The following is a 13643-nucleotide window of genomic DNA, read 5'->3' as shown; positions in this document are numbered from 1 at the left end:
ACAACCCTGAGGGTAAAAATAGTTGTAATATCGCCAGAATTGAGCTGCCATGCCGCCCCATCCCAGTGCGGCGGCGGTACCCCGCACCATCGTCGATCGCCTCCATGCCAGAACCGAGCCAGCCCAGCAACGCCGTCCCGTCCTCCATCGCCGCCGCCCAGGCCGCCCATTTACTGCTGCGCGCCCATTGCGACATCGTCTGGAGCACGAAAACCTTCGGCCAGTTCGATGCCGACCAGCCCTCCTGGCGCGCCTTCACGGGCCAGACCGAAGCCGAACTGCTGGGCCGCGGCTGGCTCAATGCCTTGCATCCGGACGACCGCAACTTGCCTTACGTCATGCCGTCGCACCTGACGAGCGTGTTCGAAGCGGAATACCGGCTGCGCCACGTCAGCGGCACCTACCGCAATATGGTCGTGCGCATGCTGCCTGTGCTGGCACCCGACGGCAGCATCGTTGAATGGCTGGGTTCGCATTGCGACGTGACGCAGCAACGGCAGACGGAACAGCGACTGCGCCTGGCCATGCAGGGCGGCCGCATGGGCACGTGGGAGATCGATCTGGGCAGCGGCAGCATGGCCGGCTCCGACGCGTTCAAGGCCAATCTGGGCCTGCCACCTGCCAGCCACATCGACTACGCGCAGCTGACCGGTGCCATGCTCGACGGCGAACTGCAGCACTGGCAAACGGTGGTGCATGCCGCCATCGCCAGCGCCAGCGATTTCGAGATCGACATCCGCGTGCGCTGGCCCGATGGATCGCTGCACTGGGCGCACATGCGCGGCACCTGCACCAGCGACGGCGCCGGCAACGTGATCGCCCTGTCCGGCATCTCGCTCGACTTGACGACCAGCAAGCAGAACGAAGAAACCCTGCGCCTGACCCTGGAGGCCGGTGAAGTGGCCACCTGGAACTGGGACATCGTGGCCGACCGGGTCACGGCCGACAGCAATATGGCGCGCTTGTTCTCCGTCAATGCAGAAGCGGCCAAGGCGGCACCGCTGGCACGCTACCTGGACCTCATCCATCCCGATGAGCGCGAGCAAGTCAGCGCGCAGATAAGCCAGGCGGTGCACGCGCACACGCCATTCGAGGCCAGCTACCGCATCGGCGCCGGCGAGGGCCAGTACCGCTCGGTCATTGCGCGGGGCCGCGCGGAATACGCACCCGATGGCACACCCTTGCAATTTCCCGGCGTCCTGCTCGACATCACGCGCCAGAAACAGGTGGAAGATGCGCTGCGCCGCAGCGAGGAACGCTACCGCACCCTGATCGAGCTGATGGACCAGGCCTTTTGCGTTATCGAAATGCTGTACGACGAGCAAGGCCGCCCCATCGATTTCCGCTACCTGGAAGGCAACGCCGCCTTCGTCAAGCAGTCGGGTCTGGACAATGCCATCGGCAAGACCATCCGCAGCTTCGTGCCCGAGCACGACCAGCACTGGTTCGACCTGTACGACCAGGTCGTCAAGACGGGCGAACCCGTGCGCTATGAAAACGAAGCCGTGGCCATGGAGCGCTGGTTCGAAGTCTTCGCCGCGCGCCTGGGCGGCCCCGGCAGCCGCCTGCTGACGGTGCTGTTCAGCGACATCAGCGAGCGCAAGCGTTCGGAGCAGCAATTGCGCCAGCTGGCCGACAACCTGTCCGAGATGGACCGGCGCAAGACGGAATTCCTGGCCACCCTGGCGCACGAACTGCGCAACCCGCTCGCGCCCATCCGCAACGGCTTGCAGATCATGCGCCTGGCTGCCGACAAGCCCGCCACCATGGCGCGCGTGCGCGACGTGATGGAGCGGCAAGTCAATCAGATGGTGCACCTGGTCAATGATTTGCTGGACGTGGCCCGCATCACGCGGGGCAAGATCGAACTCAGGCTGGAACGCGCGGACTTGAAAACCATCATCGCCAGCGCCGTGGAAACGAGCATGCCACTGATCGAAGCGGGCCACCACCAGTTCCAGATGCAACTCGCTGAAGACCCGCTGCAGCTCGATGCCGACCCCACGCGGCTGGCGCAAGTACTGGGCAATTTGCTCAACAATGCCGCCAAGTACACGCCCGCCGGTGGCCATATCAGCTTGCGCGCGGTACGCGATGGCAACGAGGCCTTGATCGAGGTCAGCGATAGCGGCGTGGGCATCCCCGCCGAGTCGATCGCCACCATCTTCGACATGTTTACCCAGGTGGGACAGAACATGGGCCGCGCGCAGGGCGGTCTGGGCATCGGCCTGTCGCTGGTGCGGCGCCTGGCCGAGCTGCATGGCGGCAGCGCCACGGCGGCCAGTCCCGGCACCGGCCTGGGCAGCACCTTCAGCGTGCGCCTGCCCCTGCTGCTGGCGGAAACGAAAGCGCCCGCCGCACCGGCCGCGCCGGTCCACGGCGCCAGCGGCCCCCACTTCCGCGTGCTGGTGGTCGACGACAATATCGATGCGGCCGATACCCTCGCCGCCGTGCTCGACATGATGGGCCATGCCACGCAAGTGGCCCACGATGGCGCGCAGGCGCTGGCCATGGCGCCGCAATTCTTGCCAGACGTTATCTTCCTCGACATCGGCTTGCCCGGCATGAACGGCTACGAGGTGGCGCGCGCGCTGCGCCGGATACCGGCCGGCGCCAACGTCGTGCTCGTCGCATTGACGGGCTGGGGCGCCGAAAACGACCGCAGCCAATCGAGCGCGGCCGGCTTCGACCACCATCTGACCAAACCGGCCAACCTGCTCGCCATCGGCGAATTGCTGGCCACCCTTTCCACACCTAAAACACCGACAAACCATGACTGAATCCCCGAACCACATCCGCCGCCACCTCCTGCTGGCCAGTGGCGCCGCCCTGCTGTGCCCGGCACCGCTGCTGTTTGCCGCACCCGCCACCGGCATCGCCGCCGCCCATACACAACTGGCCGCGCTGGAACAGGCCGCTGGCGGGCGCCTCGGCGTTGCCGCCTGGCGCCAGGGCAGCGAGCTGCGCGTTACCTATCGCGCCGACGAACGTTTCCCCCTGGCCAGCACCTTCAAGGCGATGCTGGCAGGCGCCGTGCTGGCCCGCAGCGTCAGCCAGCCGGGATTGCTGGATCAGCACGTGCGTTACGAGAAAAAGGAACTGGTCACGTATTCACCCATCACGGAAAAGCATCTGGCCGACGGCATGAGCGTGGCCGACCTGTGCGCCGCCGCCTTGCAGTACAGCGACAATAGCGCAGCCAATTTCTTGATGACATTATTAGGCGGGCCGCAAGCCGTGACGGCATTTGCGCGCAGCATCGGCAATACGGTATTCCAGCTGGAACGCTGGGAAACGGAACTCAATAGCGCCATCCCCGGCGAAGTGCGCGACACGGCCAGCCCCGCGTCGATGGCGCACAGCTTGCAGCAATTATTGTTGGGAAATAGCTTGCCGGCGCCGCAGCGCCAGCAGCTGGACGCCTGGATGCGCGGCAACACGACGGGCGACAAGCGCATCCGCGCCGGCGTACCGGCCGGCTGGCAGGTGGCGGATAAAACGGGCTCGGGCGCGCATGGCAGCGTCAACGATATTGGCGTGGCCTACCCGCCCAGCGGCGCGCCGCTGGTCATCGCCGTGTACTACACGCGCGAACAGAAAAAAGCGGACACGAACCAGGACATCATCACGGCCGCCACGCGCATCGTGGTGGCCGCATTGGCGTAATTACTTCGGCAGGGAAGCCATAAAGCCCGCGTAAGTCGACCAGGCGGGGTCGGCCGCGCTGCGGATTTCAATCGGGAATTTCGGACGCGATGCCAGCGCTGTGTTGAGGCGGTTGAAAAACTCTTCGCCCGACTGCGTGTAATAAATCCATTCGCGCAAGTTTTCACCGGTCGACACCAGCGCCAGCGTGGCGAAGCCGCCCTCTTCCACCACGGGCGCCAGCGCCGCTTCCAGCTCTTCCATGTGCTCGCGCTCGTTCGGCGCGGGCATGCCTGTTTCATCTTCGTAGCGCCAGGCGATGATGATGCGGTCCGGCTGCGACGACAGGTCCCAGTCGTCATGGAAGGTGTCGACATAGCGGTAGATGATGGCCATCTCGTCGCTATGCGTGACGATGGTGCCCCAGCTGCGGGCGGAAGTGGAATTTTCGTTCATGGTTGCAACAGTCAAAAAAATAAATCGAGGAGGCGCAGCTTACAGCACTGGTGGGCAAGTCACATTCCAGGCGTCATACTGGGCGCCGCTCTTGCGCAGCCAGACGCGGGCGTAGCTGTCGCGGTCGCTCTTGAACACCAGCGCATAGCGCTCTTCGGCGCGCGGTGCGGCGGCGCCCACGTCGACGGCCGCCAGCGTAAACTTCAGCGCACGCAGCGGCGCGCAGGCCGTGTTACCCGCCATCAATAATCGCGCCCGCTCCAGCAGCGGCTTCTGGTACAGCAACACGCCTTCCAGCTCCACATCGGGTATCCGTTGCAGCATGCGCACGGGTTCAGCCACCGCGCGGCAAGTGCCACGGTCGAGCCAGGCGTAATACTCCATGCCCGCCTCCTGCCAGCGCGCCTGCTTGCCCTCGCCGTGCAGCACGAACTTGGTGCGCTGCGTACGGCACAGCGCACCATGACCGCGATACGGCGACGTTTCCACGCTGCCCACCACTTCGCTACCACGGCCGCCTACCACGGGCACGCTCTCGAACACGGTGCGCGCAGCGGGCTCGCCCGGATATTGCTGCGCATAAAATTCCAGCAAGGACGCGCGCTGCTGCGCATCCACTGCCACCACCTCGGCGGCGCTGGCTGAGATGCACACGGCCGATACGGTAAAGAGCGCTACAGAGCGCATGAAATATCCTGGCATGGCATTCCTTCAATCGACGTTCAGGGGCGGGGATCGCCCAAGCGCAGATTATATAGTTACCAGGAAATACAGGGAGGAGCGGGCGTCAGGACGTGCGCCAGTTGGAGAAACCAGCTTGATCTTTAGTCAGAAGTTGTCTTGCTGTCCAGTACTTGCCGCAAGACGTGCCGCTTTGCAGCCAGCGCTGCGTCCGTCAAGCTCCACTGCTCCAGCCGCAGCGCGTACGCCGGCGTCATCATCCACCCGAACACTTCCGCCTTGTCTTCCTCGGGACCGTAAGCGGCGTACAGGCTGACGAGGCCAGGCTGCGGGTGGCCCAGGTTCTGGAAGCCCTTGCCGTAGGCCGTGGCGCCGCCCTGGCCGTAGGCTGTGCCGGGCGGGTTCAGGGCCAGCCAGGCGGGGTCACGGTAGTAGAAATCGTTGAACAGGCGGTATTCGATGAAGTGGTAATACTCGTGGTGCACGCGCAGCTCCATGCCGGATGGACACAGGGCGGCCAGCAGGTTGTCGGCGTAGACGACGCTGTCGATTTCCGGCGCCGGCATGGCCAGGCGGCGCTGGCCGTCCACGCTCAGATCCTTGACAAGGACGACGTGGCGCAAGCCCGTGCGCGCGAAGACGCCGACCGGGTAGCGCTCCATGGCGGGCAGTACGATGCTGAGCAACAATTGCAGCCCGGCGCGGTCTTGCTCCGACTCTGTAAAGGCGCGCGCCGCGCTGTCGGGCATGGACAGGGTCCAGGCGGGCAGCAGTTGCAAGGCCCCCAGGCGCGCCGTGGCGATCGCCTGCAGTTGCGCCACGCTGGCGTCCTTCGGTGCGACGGGCGCATAGCGCACGCTCCAGTCGCATTCGCTGCGCATGCTGTCTTGCTGGGCGGCACGCTCGAACGCCTGCACGTCGGCCGTCGATGGCGCAGACGGGCCGACACTGGAGCAGGCGGACAGCAATGCAAGGGCAAGACAGGACAACAGGCGGCAAGCAGGCATGGGATCTTTCACAGGCATAAAGTGGGGCGCAATCGCTGCGCCCCATTGTACAAGCCGCAGTTCCTCACGCCATCAACGCTGGTAATGCTTGAAGAAATTCCAGCTGATCACGGTGGCGTCCGGGCCCAGCTCATCGCTGAAGGGCCAGCCGGGAGGACCGCCGCTCCACGCGTGATTCATGCCCTCGACCGTGTACTTTTGCGCGATGACGGCGCCGTTGTGCAGATACGTGTCGATGGAATAGCTGCGGCCGTACGGCACCGTCTGGCGCACGATGCTGTCGGCACGGTAGCGCACGCTGTCATTGTCGAGGCCATCGTCGCCAACATCGCTGGTCTGCAGGAATTGCTCGATGGTTTGCTCGCCGTTGACGGGGTTGACGACGATGTCGGAAGTGCCGTGGAACACCATCGTCGGCATCAGGCGGCGCGGCGAACCGGAGCAGCGCCAGGCATCCTTGCCGCGCACTTTCGGGTCGAAGGAACTACCGTTGAACAGCGAATCGGCGGCCGTGAGCATGCCGATGGCGCCCTTGTACATGCCGCCCGAATGCACCATCACGGCAGCGAACACGTCCGAATAGCAGGCGGCCATGATGGAAGCCATGGCGCCGCCTGCCGAGATGCCCGTCACGTACACGCGGCTGTCCTGTACCGCATACTTGTTCTTGACCTTGTTCAAGATACCCATCAGCACGGCCGGCTCGCCCGTACCCCGCTCCTGATTCAGCGGCAACATGAAATTCCAGCAGCGCATGGGGTTGGCCGTGGCGTTCTGGCGCGGATAGACGACGATGAAATTCTCGCTGTCGGCCAGCTGGTTGTAGCGGCTGACGGCGGCCATGCTGTTGGGTTCGGAACCGCAGCCGTGCAACATCAGCACCACGGGCAGCGGCGTGTTCGGATTGTAATTGCTCGGTAGCCAGACCTGGTATTCGCGCGTGCCCCACAGGCTCGCGTACAGGCCGAAGTCCCACTGGCCAGCGGCCGCCGGCAGCGCGGCCAGCAAGCCGCAGGCGGCGATGATTGCGGATAAGAAGTGACGCAGTTGCTGATGCAGATGTGCCATGCCAGTCTCCTGATTATTATTCACGACGAAAACAGCGACAACGACCCGGCTTGACGCCCGTCAAGCCGGCACTTCTACCCCCCCTTAAAATTTGTAGCCCGCCTTGGCGATGATCTGGCGCGGCGGGCCATAGAAACCGTCGAGGATGAAGACGGCGGGAATGTTGTAGCCATCCGTGCGGTAGCGCTTGTTGCCCAGGTTGCTGCCGTGCAGGCTGAAGGTCCAGTTCTTCGGCGCTTCCCACACGACACCAGCCGTCCAGATGCTGTAGCCGCCTTGCGCCAGGGTTTCGCTCAAGTCCGTGGTCGGGTAGACCTTGCTGCGATAGCCGTAGCCGACCATGCTGCGCAGGGCGCCGCCGAAGACGTCGCGGTCCGTGCGCGTCACATTCAAGCCCACTTGCCGCGCTGGCGTATTGCTGAACTTTTGCGTATCCGCAATGTTCTTGCCGCCGCTCATGAACTCGTCATAGTTGGCATCGAGCAAGGCGAGGAAGCCGTTGACTTCCCACTGGCGGTTCGGCCGCCACGAGAATTCGAATTCCGCGCCTTTCACCGTCGCCTTGCCCGCATTCGTGAAGTCGCCATAGAAGCCCGGCACGCCGCCCGGCTGCACATAGCTGGTAAACACGGACAACTGAATATCCTTGTAGCGGTTGTAGAACAGGGCCACGTTGGCGTCAAACGTGTCGTCGGGTGCCGCGTATTTCATGCCCACTTCCAGCGCGTCGAGTTTTTCATCCTTGTAGGGGCGCGCGGAATCGGGCACCACCAGGTTGTTGGCGCGCACGTTGTAGCCGCCCGACTTGAAACCGCGCGACAGGTTGCTGTAGAAATTCGTCGTCTTCGACGCTTCATAGCGCACGGAGATTTTCGGCGAGGTATTGCTGACCGACAAGGACTTGTCGAAGTCGGCCGCCGTCTGGATGGGCCGCGTGAAGCCCACGTCGGCAAAGGCGCGGTTGAGCACGATGGCGCGCTTTTCCTCGCGCGTGTGGCGCAAGCCCGCATTGATGCTCCACACCCTGCCCAGCGGCCAGGTCCAGTCCGTGTACAGCGCCGTGCTGTCCGTCTCTACCGTGCTGACAGCGGCCGTGAACTGGCGCCCCAGGAAGTTGTTGTAGATGCCGCCGCCGGCCGTGCCTTCGAAGCGGTACAGGCCGATCACGCCGGCGCCGTAGTCGCCGCTATATGACGCCTGCAATTCCAGGCTTTTCTGTTCGTCGCGCGAATCGCCAAACACGTCGGCAATCGGTTGCGGCAAGCCGTCGAAGTCGATGGTTTGCTCGGACGTGCTGCGCCGCTTGGCGCCGATCACTTTCACGGACCACTCGTTCGACAGCGTGTAGTTGGCCACCAGCGAACCGCCCCGGTTGTGCGTGAAGTTGTTGCCCGGCATGCCGCTCTGGATGTCATACGCATCCATGCTGGCGGGACGCTTGAGCGGGTCGAAGGCGCTCACGCCCATGCGCTGGAAGCCGCGCACGCCCGACTTGTCATCCGTGGCGTCCAGGCTCAGCACGACGGTGAGGGGGATGTCCTGCGAAAAGTAGCCGACGGACAGGCGCGCTGCCGTGCTGTCCTGGTCGCTTACCTGTTCGCCATTAAATGTGTTGCGGCCGAAGCCATCGCGGTCCAGCTTGGCGGCCGCCAGGCGCGCGCGCCAGGTGCCATTCTCGTTGGCCAGGTTGAAGGCCGCCTTGAAGTTGCGCTGGTTGTAATTGCCAATGCCCACTTCCGCCGAGGCGCCGTTTTCCTTCGCCAGGGGGCGCGAAATGTACTTGATGGCGCCGCCGATGGTGTTCTTGCCGTACAGGGTGCCTTGCGGGCCGCGCAGTACTTCGATGCGCTGCACGTCGAACACGTCGAGCAGCGCGCCTTGCGGACGGGCCATGTAGACGTCATCAAAATAAATGCCCACGCCCGGATCCACGCCCCAGACGGGGTCGGCCTGGCCCACGCCGCGAATGAAGGCCGTCAGCGTGGTATTCGTGCCGCGCGAGGCGTACACGGTCAGGTTCGGCACGCGCTCCTGCAAGTCGGCCAGGTTCTGGATATTCGCCCGTTCCAGGGCCTTGGCGGAAAACGCCGTGACGGCCAGCGGCACGTCCTGCAGCCGCTCTTCGCGGCGGCGGGCAGAAACCGTCACGGTTTCCATGCGTTCTTTCGCATCGCTGGCTTCCTGGGCCGTGCTGGCAGCAGCGGGAGTGGCTTCCTGCGCCTGGGCCTGGGTGGCAAAGGCACCGGCAACGGCAAGGGCGGCGGGCATTAATTTCAAAGCAAGTTTCATAGCGTCTCCAATGTCAGGCTTGCTTACCACCAGGGAAGACGGCCGGATTCCAGGATCGCAAGACGTAACGGTACCCGCGCGCAAAAAGCGTGCACCTGCCCTGCGATGACTGTTTCCCGGCCCCTGCCCGTGCGGCGAGTGGCCTGTTTATTTTGAATGTGTGGCGAGGAAGGACTGCAACAAGGTATTCACACGCTGCGCCTGGTCCAGGGGCGTGGCATGGCGCGAGTTCGCGATGATCTCGATCTCGCACTGCTGAAACTGTGCGGCAAAGGCCCGCTTGCTGGCGACGGGCGTGTAATCCTGGTCGGCCGCCATGATGAAGACGGGCATGGCCAGGGCCTGGAAGTGAAGTTCGATATCCCAGTGGAAAATGGCGTCCAGCGCGGCCAGATAGGCGCGCTTGTCCATGCCTGCCATCTGCGTGGCGAAGCGCCCGACCAGCGCTTGCTGGGATGGATCGGGAAACAGTTTCTTGCCGATGATCTTGCCCATGGATTTCAGGCCGAAGGTAGCGATCACCGTGCGGCGCAGCCAGTAGGCAAACAGCAAAGACGCCGGCTTGCTGCCCTGAAACGGTTGCGAGTTGATCAGGCACAAACTGGCTACCCGGCCGGGGGCGCGGTTGGCCATTTCCAGGCCCACCATGCCGCCCAGGGAAAAGCCGACGATGTGCGCACGCGGCACGTCGAGCTGGTCCATCAGGTTGAAGAGGTCGTTGGCGAAGTCGCCGATCTGCCAGTCGCCGTCTGGCGCCGGACTGGCGCCATGACCGCGCATATCGGGCACGATCAGGCGATAGCTGCTGCCGAGCGCGTCAATTTGCGGGCGCCAGTCTTCGGCGCAGGAACCGAGGCCGTGCAACAAAAACACGGGATCGCCCTGCCCCTTGCCCAGGTCGAGGTAATGCAATGGAACATCGGATGTCGTGTGACGCCGCATTCTGTCTCCTTGCTGTTGAACATGCTTTGTGTTCAGGTGCAGGAATATGTTTTCCTGCTGTTGGAAAACATAATACGGAATCCGAATTCCGATTTCAAGTTAAATCGATAAATATCTTAAGTCAGGTAATTTAAAGCAACACGCACCAGTTCATCTTCCAGTGCCGCGCCCGACAAAAAGGAAAGCGAACCCGTCAGGGTATGCTGGTTCAGGATACCCAGCAGCACGGGCGGCACCACCATCATCGCCTGCGTGGGATTCGGGTGGCGGATGCTGGACGACTTGCTGGCCAGCACGGCGACCGTGCGTTGCGAAATCAGATGATTGATCTGGTGCACCCTGTCGCGAAATTGCGCATCCTGCGACGCGCGCGTGATCAAGGCCCGCAAGACGCCGCTGCGCCCGCCATTCACGGCCACGAACATGGCCACCATGGCGCGGATGAAGTCTTCCAGGCTGCGCCCTTCCCACTGGCGCAACTCCGTCAGGGTCTCGACCTTTTCCACCATGTCGGAAAAAAAGCGCTGCAGCAGCAAGCGGCTCAAGGTGTCCTTGTCGCCTAATAAACGGTAAAAAGTACCGACAGATGTTTCCGCCAGCCTGGCAAGGTCGGCCACGCCGATTTCATCGAAACGGTTTTCCGCCAGCAACTGTTCGCCTACCAGCAGCAGACGCTCGAACGCCTGCTTGCTGCGCGCCTGGGTGGGCTCCGGTGGAACGATCATCTGCGGGAAGGGCATCGGGAAGGAAGGCATGCGGCGTCGGCGTCTCGAATAGTGGAACCTGAGTTCCGTTATGGGTGCGCGTATTGTAACGCGGGAGACGGCCGATGGGGAGCGCCGCGTGGCGCCCTGGCGTGTGCTACCTGCCCTGCCACTCCATGTAGACGTCGGCGCGCTGGTAATGCGCGTCGCCAGCGGGCCGCGCCACGTGGGCAAAGCCGCTGCTTTCATACAGACGGATGGCGGGCGCCAGCTTGCTGTTCGATTCCAGGAACAACAGTTGCGCGCCGCTGGCCTCGAAGGCGTCGAAGGCCCGTTCGATCAGCCGGCGCGCGATGCCCAGGCCCTGGCACTCGGGCGTGACGGCCATCTTCGACAGCTCGATGCTGGCCTCGCCGGCGCGGATCAGGGCGCAGGTGCCGACGATCTTGCCGTCCAGGCGCGCCAGGAAAATCTGCCCGCCAGCGTCGAGAATCGAACGTTGCGGATCGGACAGCACCATGTCGTCCAGCGCCTCGACATAGAAATAGCGTTCCAGCCATGCAATATTCAGGCGCTTGAAATCGGCCGCGTAGGGCGCGGCGTAGTCGATGATTTCCACGGCAGCCCGCTCGCGCTGGCGCCGGCAGGCGGCGATCATCTCGCCGAAACCTTGCGATTGCAAGCGCGCTTCCGCGCGGTCGAGGCTGGCCATCAATTGCGGCGTACCGTGTTCGAATACCGTATCGACGGCTGCGCGCACGTCATCCCACAGGGGCGCCATGGTGCGCAGCAAAGCGCGCCCCGCGTCGGACAGCGCCAGCAGGCGGCGCCGCTCATCCTTGGCGTCCGGCAGCTCCACCACCACGCCAGCGTCGAGCAGCTTGCGCCCCAGTTGCACCACCACCGGATGCGTCTGCCCGATCTGCGCGGCCAGGGCCGTGATCGCCGTGGGACCGTTGTCACGCAGCAGCAATAACAGGGGGAAACAGCGCGACGTCAGTTCGACGCCGGCCGCCAGATAGCTGGTATCGACACCGGCATACAGTTGATCGGAAAGACGGCGCAGGCGGCTGGCCAGCATCAGGGAACCATAGGTTTGCAGGTTGGAGGACATGAGATCGGAATATATGTAAGTAGTTACGTATACCCTAACGCAAACCAGTTTCCTTGGTCAAGAGGAAGTATCCGCCACACAACAGGCCACGTCGGAGTCAGAACACGCCAGCCTCGCCCGCATCAAACGCTTCCTTCCACAGACGGTAGCCCTCCAGCTCGCTTTCATGAACGGGTTCATGGCCAATCAATGACTGCCCCGCCGCCGCGCCCGGACTGCGATTCGGAGCGTGGCCTATCCTGACCGTCCAGCTGCCCTCGTGCGCCGCAGCCTGCGCCTCCTCGGCCGTGTCAAACTCGTATTCGCCGTACGCACAGCCGATGATCAACAGGTAATCGTCCTCCGTTGCCACGATGTCCTTGCCGCCCAGGTAAATCGCCTCGCCGCGGCCGACCTCGACTGTATCTATCTTCAACACCTTGGAAACAGAAAACTTGCCGCCCTCGTCTTGAGAAAGCAGCAGATCTCCTTGCTTGAAAGGAAAATTTTTATAGTCGCGAGGGAAGAAATTTCCTGCAATCATGTGTATTCCTGTCAGTTTATAGTTACATCAATCTTCATCGGCCAGCGCCGCTTGCAGCCTGGCCGCAAATACCTGCCCGATCAGTTCTCCCAATCCCGGCCACACCTGCGTCAGCCAGCGCTTGCCCTCCTCGCTCGGCGCCACATACGGCGCGTCGCGCCTGGCGCAGTCCAGGCCGATCGCGATGACTTGCCCCGCATCCTCCAGGCCACCCGCGATCATGGCGTCGATAGGCATGGCGATCAGCTCGGCGGCCAGATGCGGACGCAGCAGGCAAGCGGGGGCGATGATGGCGAATGACGCCTCCATGTAACTCCAGCAGTTGGTGGGCCAGTGGGCAGCCTTGACGGCATCGAGGAAGGCCGCGTCGCTGAAGGCATCCGGCTGGGCTTGCGCCTGCACATAAAAGGCGGCAAGGGCGACGAGTTGTGGCGGGGAAGTCCAGGTAGGCATCGATAATGATCGAGGAAGGCGGCGATGGCGGACTGTAGCATGTCCGATGGGCACGCTGGAGCACGGCCCGGCAGCTCCTCCAGCAAGAACCCGGAACGGACCGAACTGAACTTAACCGGCGCCGCTACGCTTGAACACTACGGTGGCGCGCGGCTGGGCGTCGCGCTCCAGGTGATACGTAAGGGTTGAGCCGTCGGCGCTGATGCTGATGGTCCACACATTTGTGGCCGCACCCTTGACCAGCATGGCCGTGTAGTCGTCGGCCAGGAACGATTGCGACAAGGCCGAGCCAGCTGTACTGGCCATGCCGCCATACATGGTCACGGCGTCGGGCGTACCGTCCGCGTGGCGGTGATCGTGCTGCAAGGCCAGTCCCGCCGGCGTGCGGCTGATGATCCAGGTTCGCGACTTGTCCTCGCCCACCTGGAACGGCACCTTGATTTGCCGCTCGCCGCAAGCGGCAAAGTCCGCATGCAGGCGCTTGCCCGCGAAATCATGCCGCGGATCCTTGGGATACACCAGCACACCGTCAAATTGCTGGCCGCACAGGCTTTCCAGGGTCGCGAAGAATTGATCGCGTGCATCTTGCGCTTGCGCAGCGGCCGGCAGCAAGCCCAGCAAGGAAGCGAAGACGGCGCTGGTGACGAGTGATTTCATGGAGTTCCTATCGAGGGAAAATACGCAAACCCGGGCAGCCAGCCTGGGCTGGCCATCCGAGGCTGCCATGGTAGCGGGAACGGCAGTCCTTTAGCAAATCATTA

Annotated in this window: 13 protein-coding genes; 2 read left to right on the top strand and 11 right to left on the bottom strand. The window is 63.4% G+C overall.

Annotation, left to right across the window (positions count from 1 at the left end; translation table 11 throughout):
• Positions 1–104 precede the first annotated feature (104 nt).
• Complete coding sequence (locus FJQ89_RS23845; protein ID WP_141171962.1) at positions 105–2780, top strand: hybrid sensor histidine kinase/response regulator; 2676 nt, start codon at positions 105–107, stop codon at positions 2778–2780.
• Complete coding sequence (gene bla, locus FJQ89_RS23840) at positions 2773–3666, top strand: class A beta-lactamase (RefSeq protein ID WP_141171961.1); 894 nt, start codon at positions 2773–2775, stop codon at positions 3664–3666. The genes FJQ89_RS23845 and bla overlap by 8 nt, the downstream gene beginning before the upstream one ends.
• Here the strand turns inward: bla and FJQ89_RS23835 are convergent, their stop codons facing one another.
• From FJQ89_RS23835 to FJQ89_RS23785, 11 genes are all read right to left on the bottom strand, one after another.
• Complete coding sequence (locus FJQ89_RS23835; RefSeq protein WP_141171960.1) at positions 3667–4101, bottom strand: DUF695 domain-containing protein; 435 nt, start codon at positions 4099–4101, stop codon at positions 3667–3669.
• Between the two features lie 39 nt (positions 4102–4140).
• Positions 4141–4788, bottom strand: coding sequence for a hypothetical protein (locus FJQ89_RS23830; protein ID WP_141171959.1), 648 nt, complete (start codon positions 4786–4788; stop codon positions 4141–4143).
• Positions 4789–4925: 137 nt separating this feature from the next.
• Entirely contained in the window at positions 4926–5789 is an 864-nt protein-coding gene (locus tag FJQ89_RS23825) for a hypothetical protein (RefSeq protein ID WP_141171958.1), read from the bottom strand.
• Positions 5790–5861: 72 nt separating this feature from the next.
• Positions 5862–6857, bottom strand: a complete 996-nt coding sequence (locus tag FJQ89_RS23820) for an extracellular catalytic domain type 1 short-chain-length polyhydroxyalkanoate depolymerase (RefSeq protein ID WP_141171957.1) — start codon at positions 6855–6857, stop codon at positions 5862–5864.
• An 84-nt stretch (positions 6858–6941) separates the two neighbouring features.
• Positions 6942–9146 carry a TonB-dependent receptor gene (locus FJQ89_RS23815; protein WP_205704527.1) on the bottom strand — a complete coding sequence of 735 codons (2205 nt, stop codon included), beginning with the start codon at positions 9144–9146 and terminating at the stop codon, positions 6942–6944.
• A 147-nt stretch (positions 9147–9293) separates the two neighbouring features.
• Positions 9294–10088 (bottom strand): alpha/beta fold hydrolase, encoded by a 795-nt coding sequence (locus FJQ89_RS23810; protein WP_141171956.1) that lies wholly within the window; start codon positions 10086–10088, stop codon positions 9294–9296.
• Between the two features lie 116 nt (positions 10089–10204).
• Positions 10205–10843, bottom strand: a complete 639-nt coding sequence (locus FJQ89_RS23805; RefSeq protein ID WP_205704526.1) for a TetR/AcrR family transcriptional regulator — start codon at positions 10841–10843, stop codon at positions 10205–10207.
• Positions 10844–10949: 106 nt separating this feature from the next.
• Positions 10950–11906: a bifunctional helix-turn-helix transcriptional regulator/GNAT family N-acetyltransferase gene (locus FJQ89_RS23800; RefSeq protein WP_141171955.1), complete on the bottom strand. Its 957-nt coding sequence runs from the start codon at positions 11904–11906 to the stop codon at positions 10950–10952.
• Between the two features lie 97 nt (positions 11907–12003).
• A complete protein-coding gene (locus FJQ89_RS23795) occupies positions 12004–12429 on the bottom strand; it encodes a hypothetical protein (RefSeq protein ID WP_243136229.1) in 426 nt (141 codons plus the stop codon).
• Positions 12430–12456: 27 nt separating this feature from the next.
• Positions 12457–12882, bottom strand: a complete 426-nt coding sequence (locus FJQ89_RS23790; RefSeq protein ID WP_141171953.1) for a hypothetical protein — start codon at positions 12880–12882, stop codon at positions 12457–12459.
• Between the two features lie 111 nt (positions 12883–12993).
• Positions 12994–13539 carry a hypothetical protein gene (locus FJQ89_RS23785; RefSeq protein WP_141171952.1) on the bottom strand — a complete coding sequence of 182 codons (546 nt, stop codon included), beginning with the start codon at positions 13537–13539 and terminating at the stop codon, positions 12994–12996.
• Positions 13540–13643 lie beyond the last annotated feature (104 nt).

This window comes from Janthinobacterium tructae (assembly GCF_006517255.1).
GTDB lineage: Bacteria > Pseudomonadota > Gammaproteobacteria > Burkholderiales > Burkholderiaceae_D > Janthinobacterium > Janthinobacterium tructae.
This window is presented reverse-complemented; position numbering and strand designations above follow the sequence as displayed.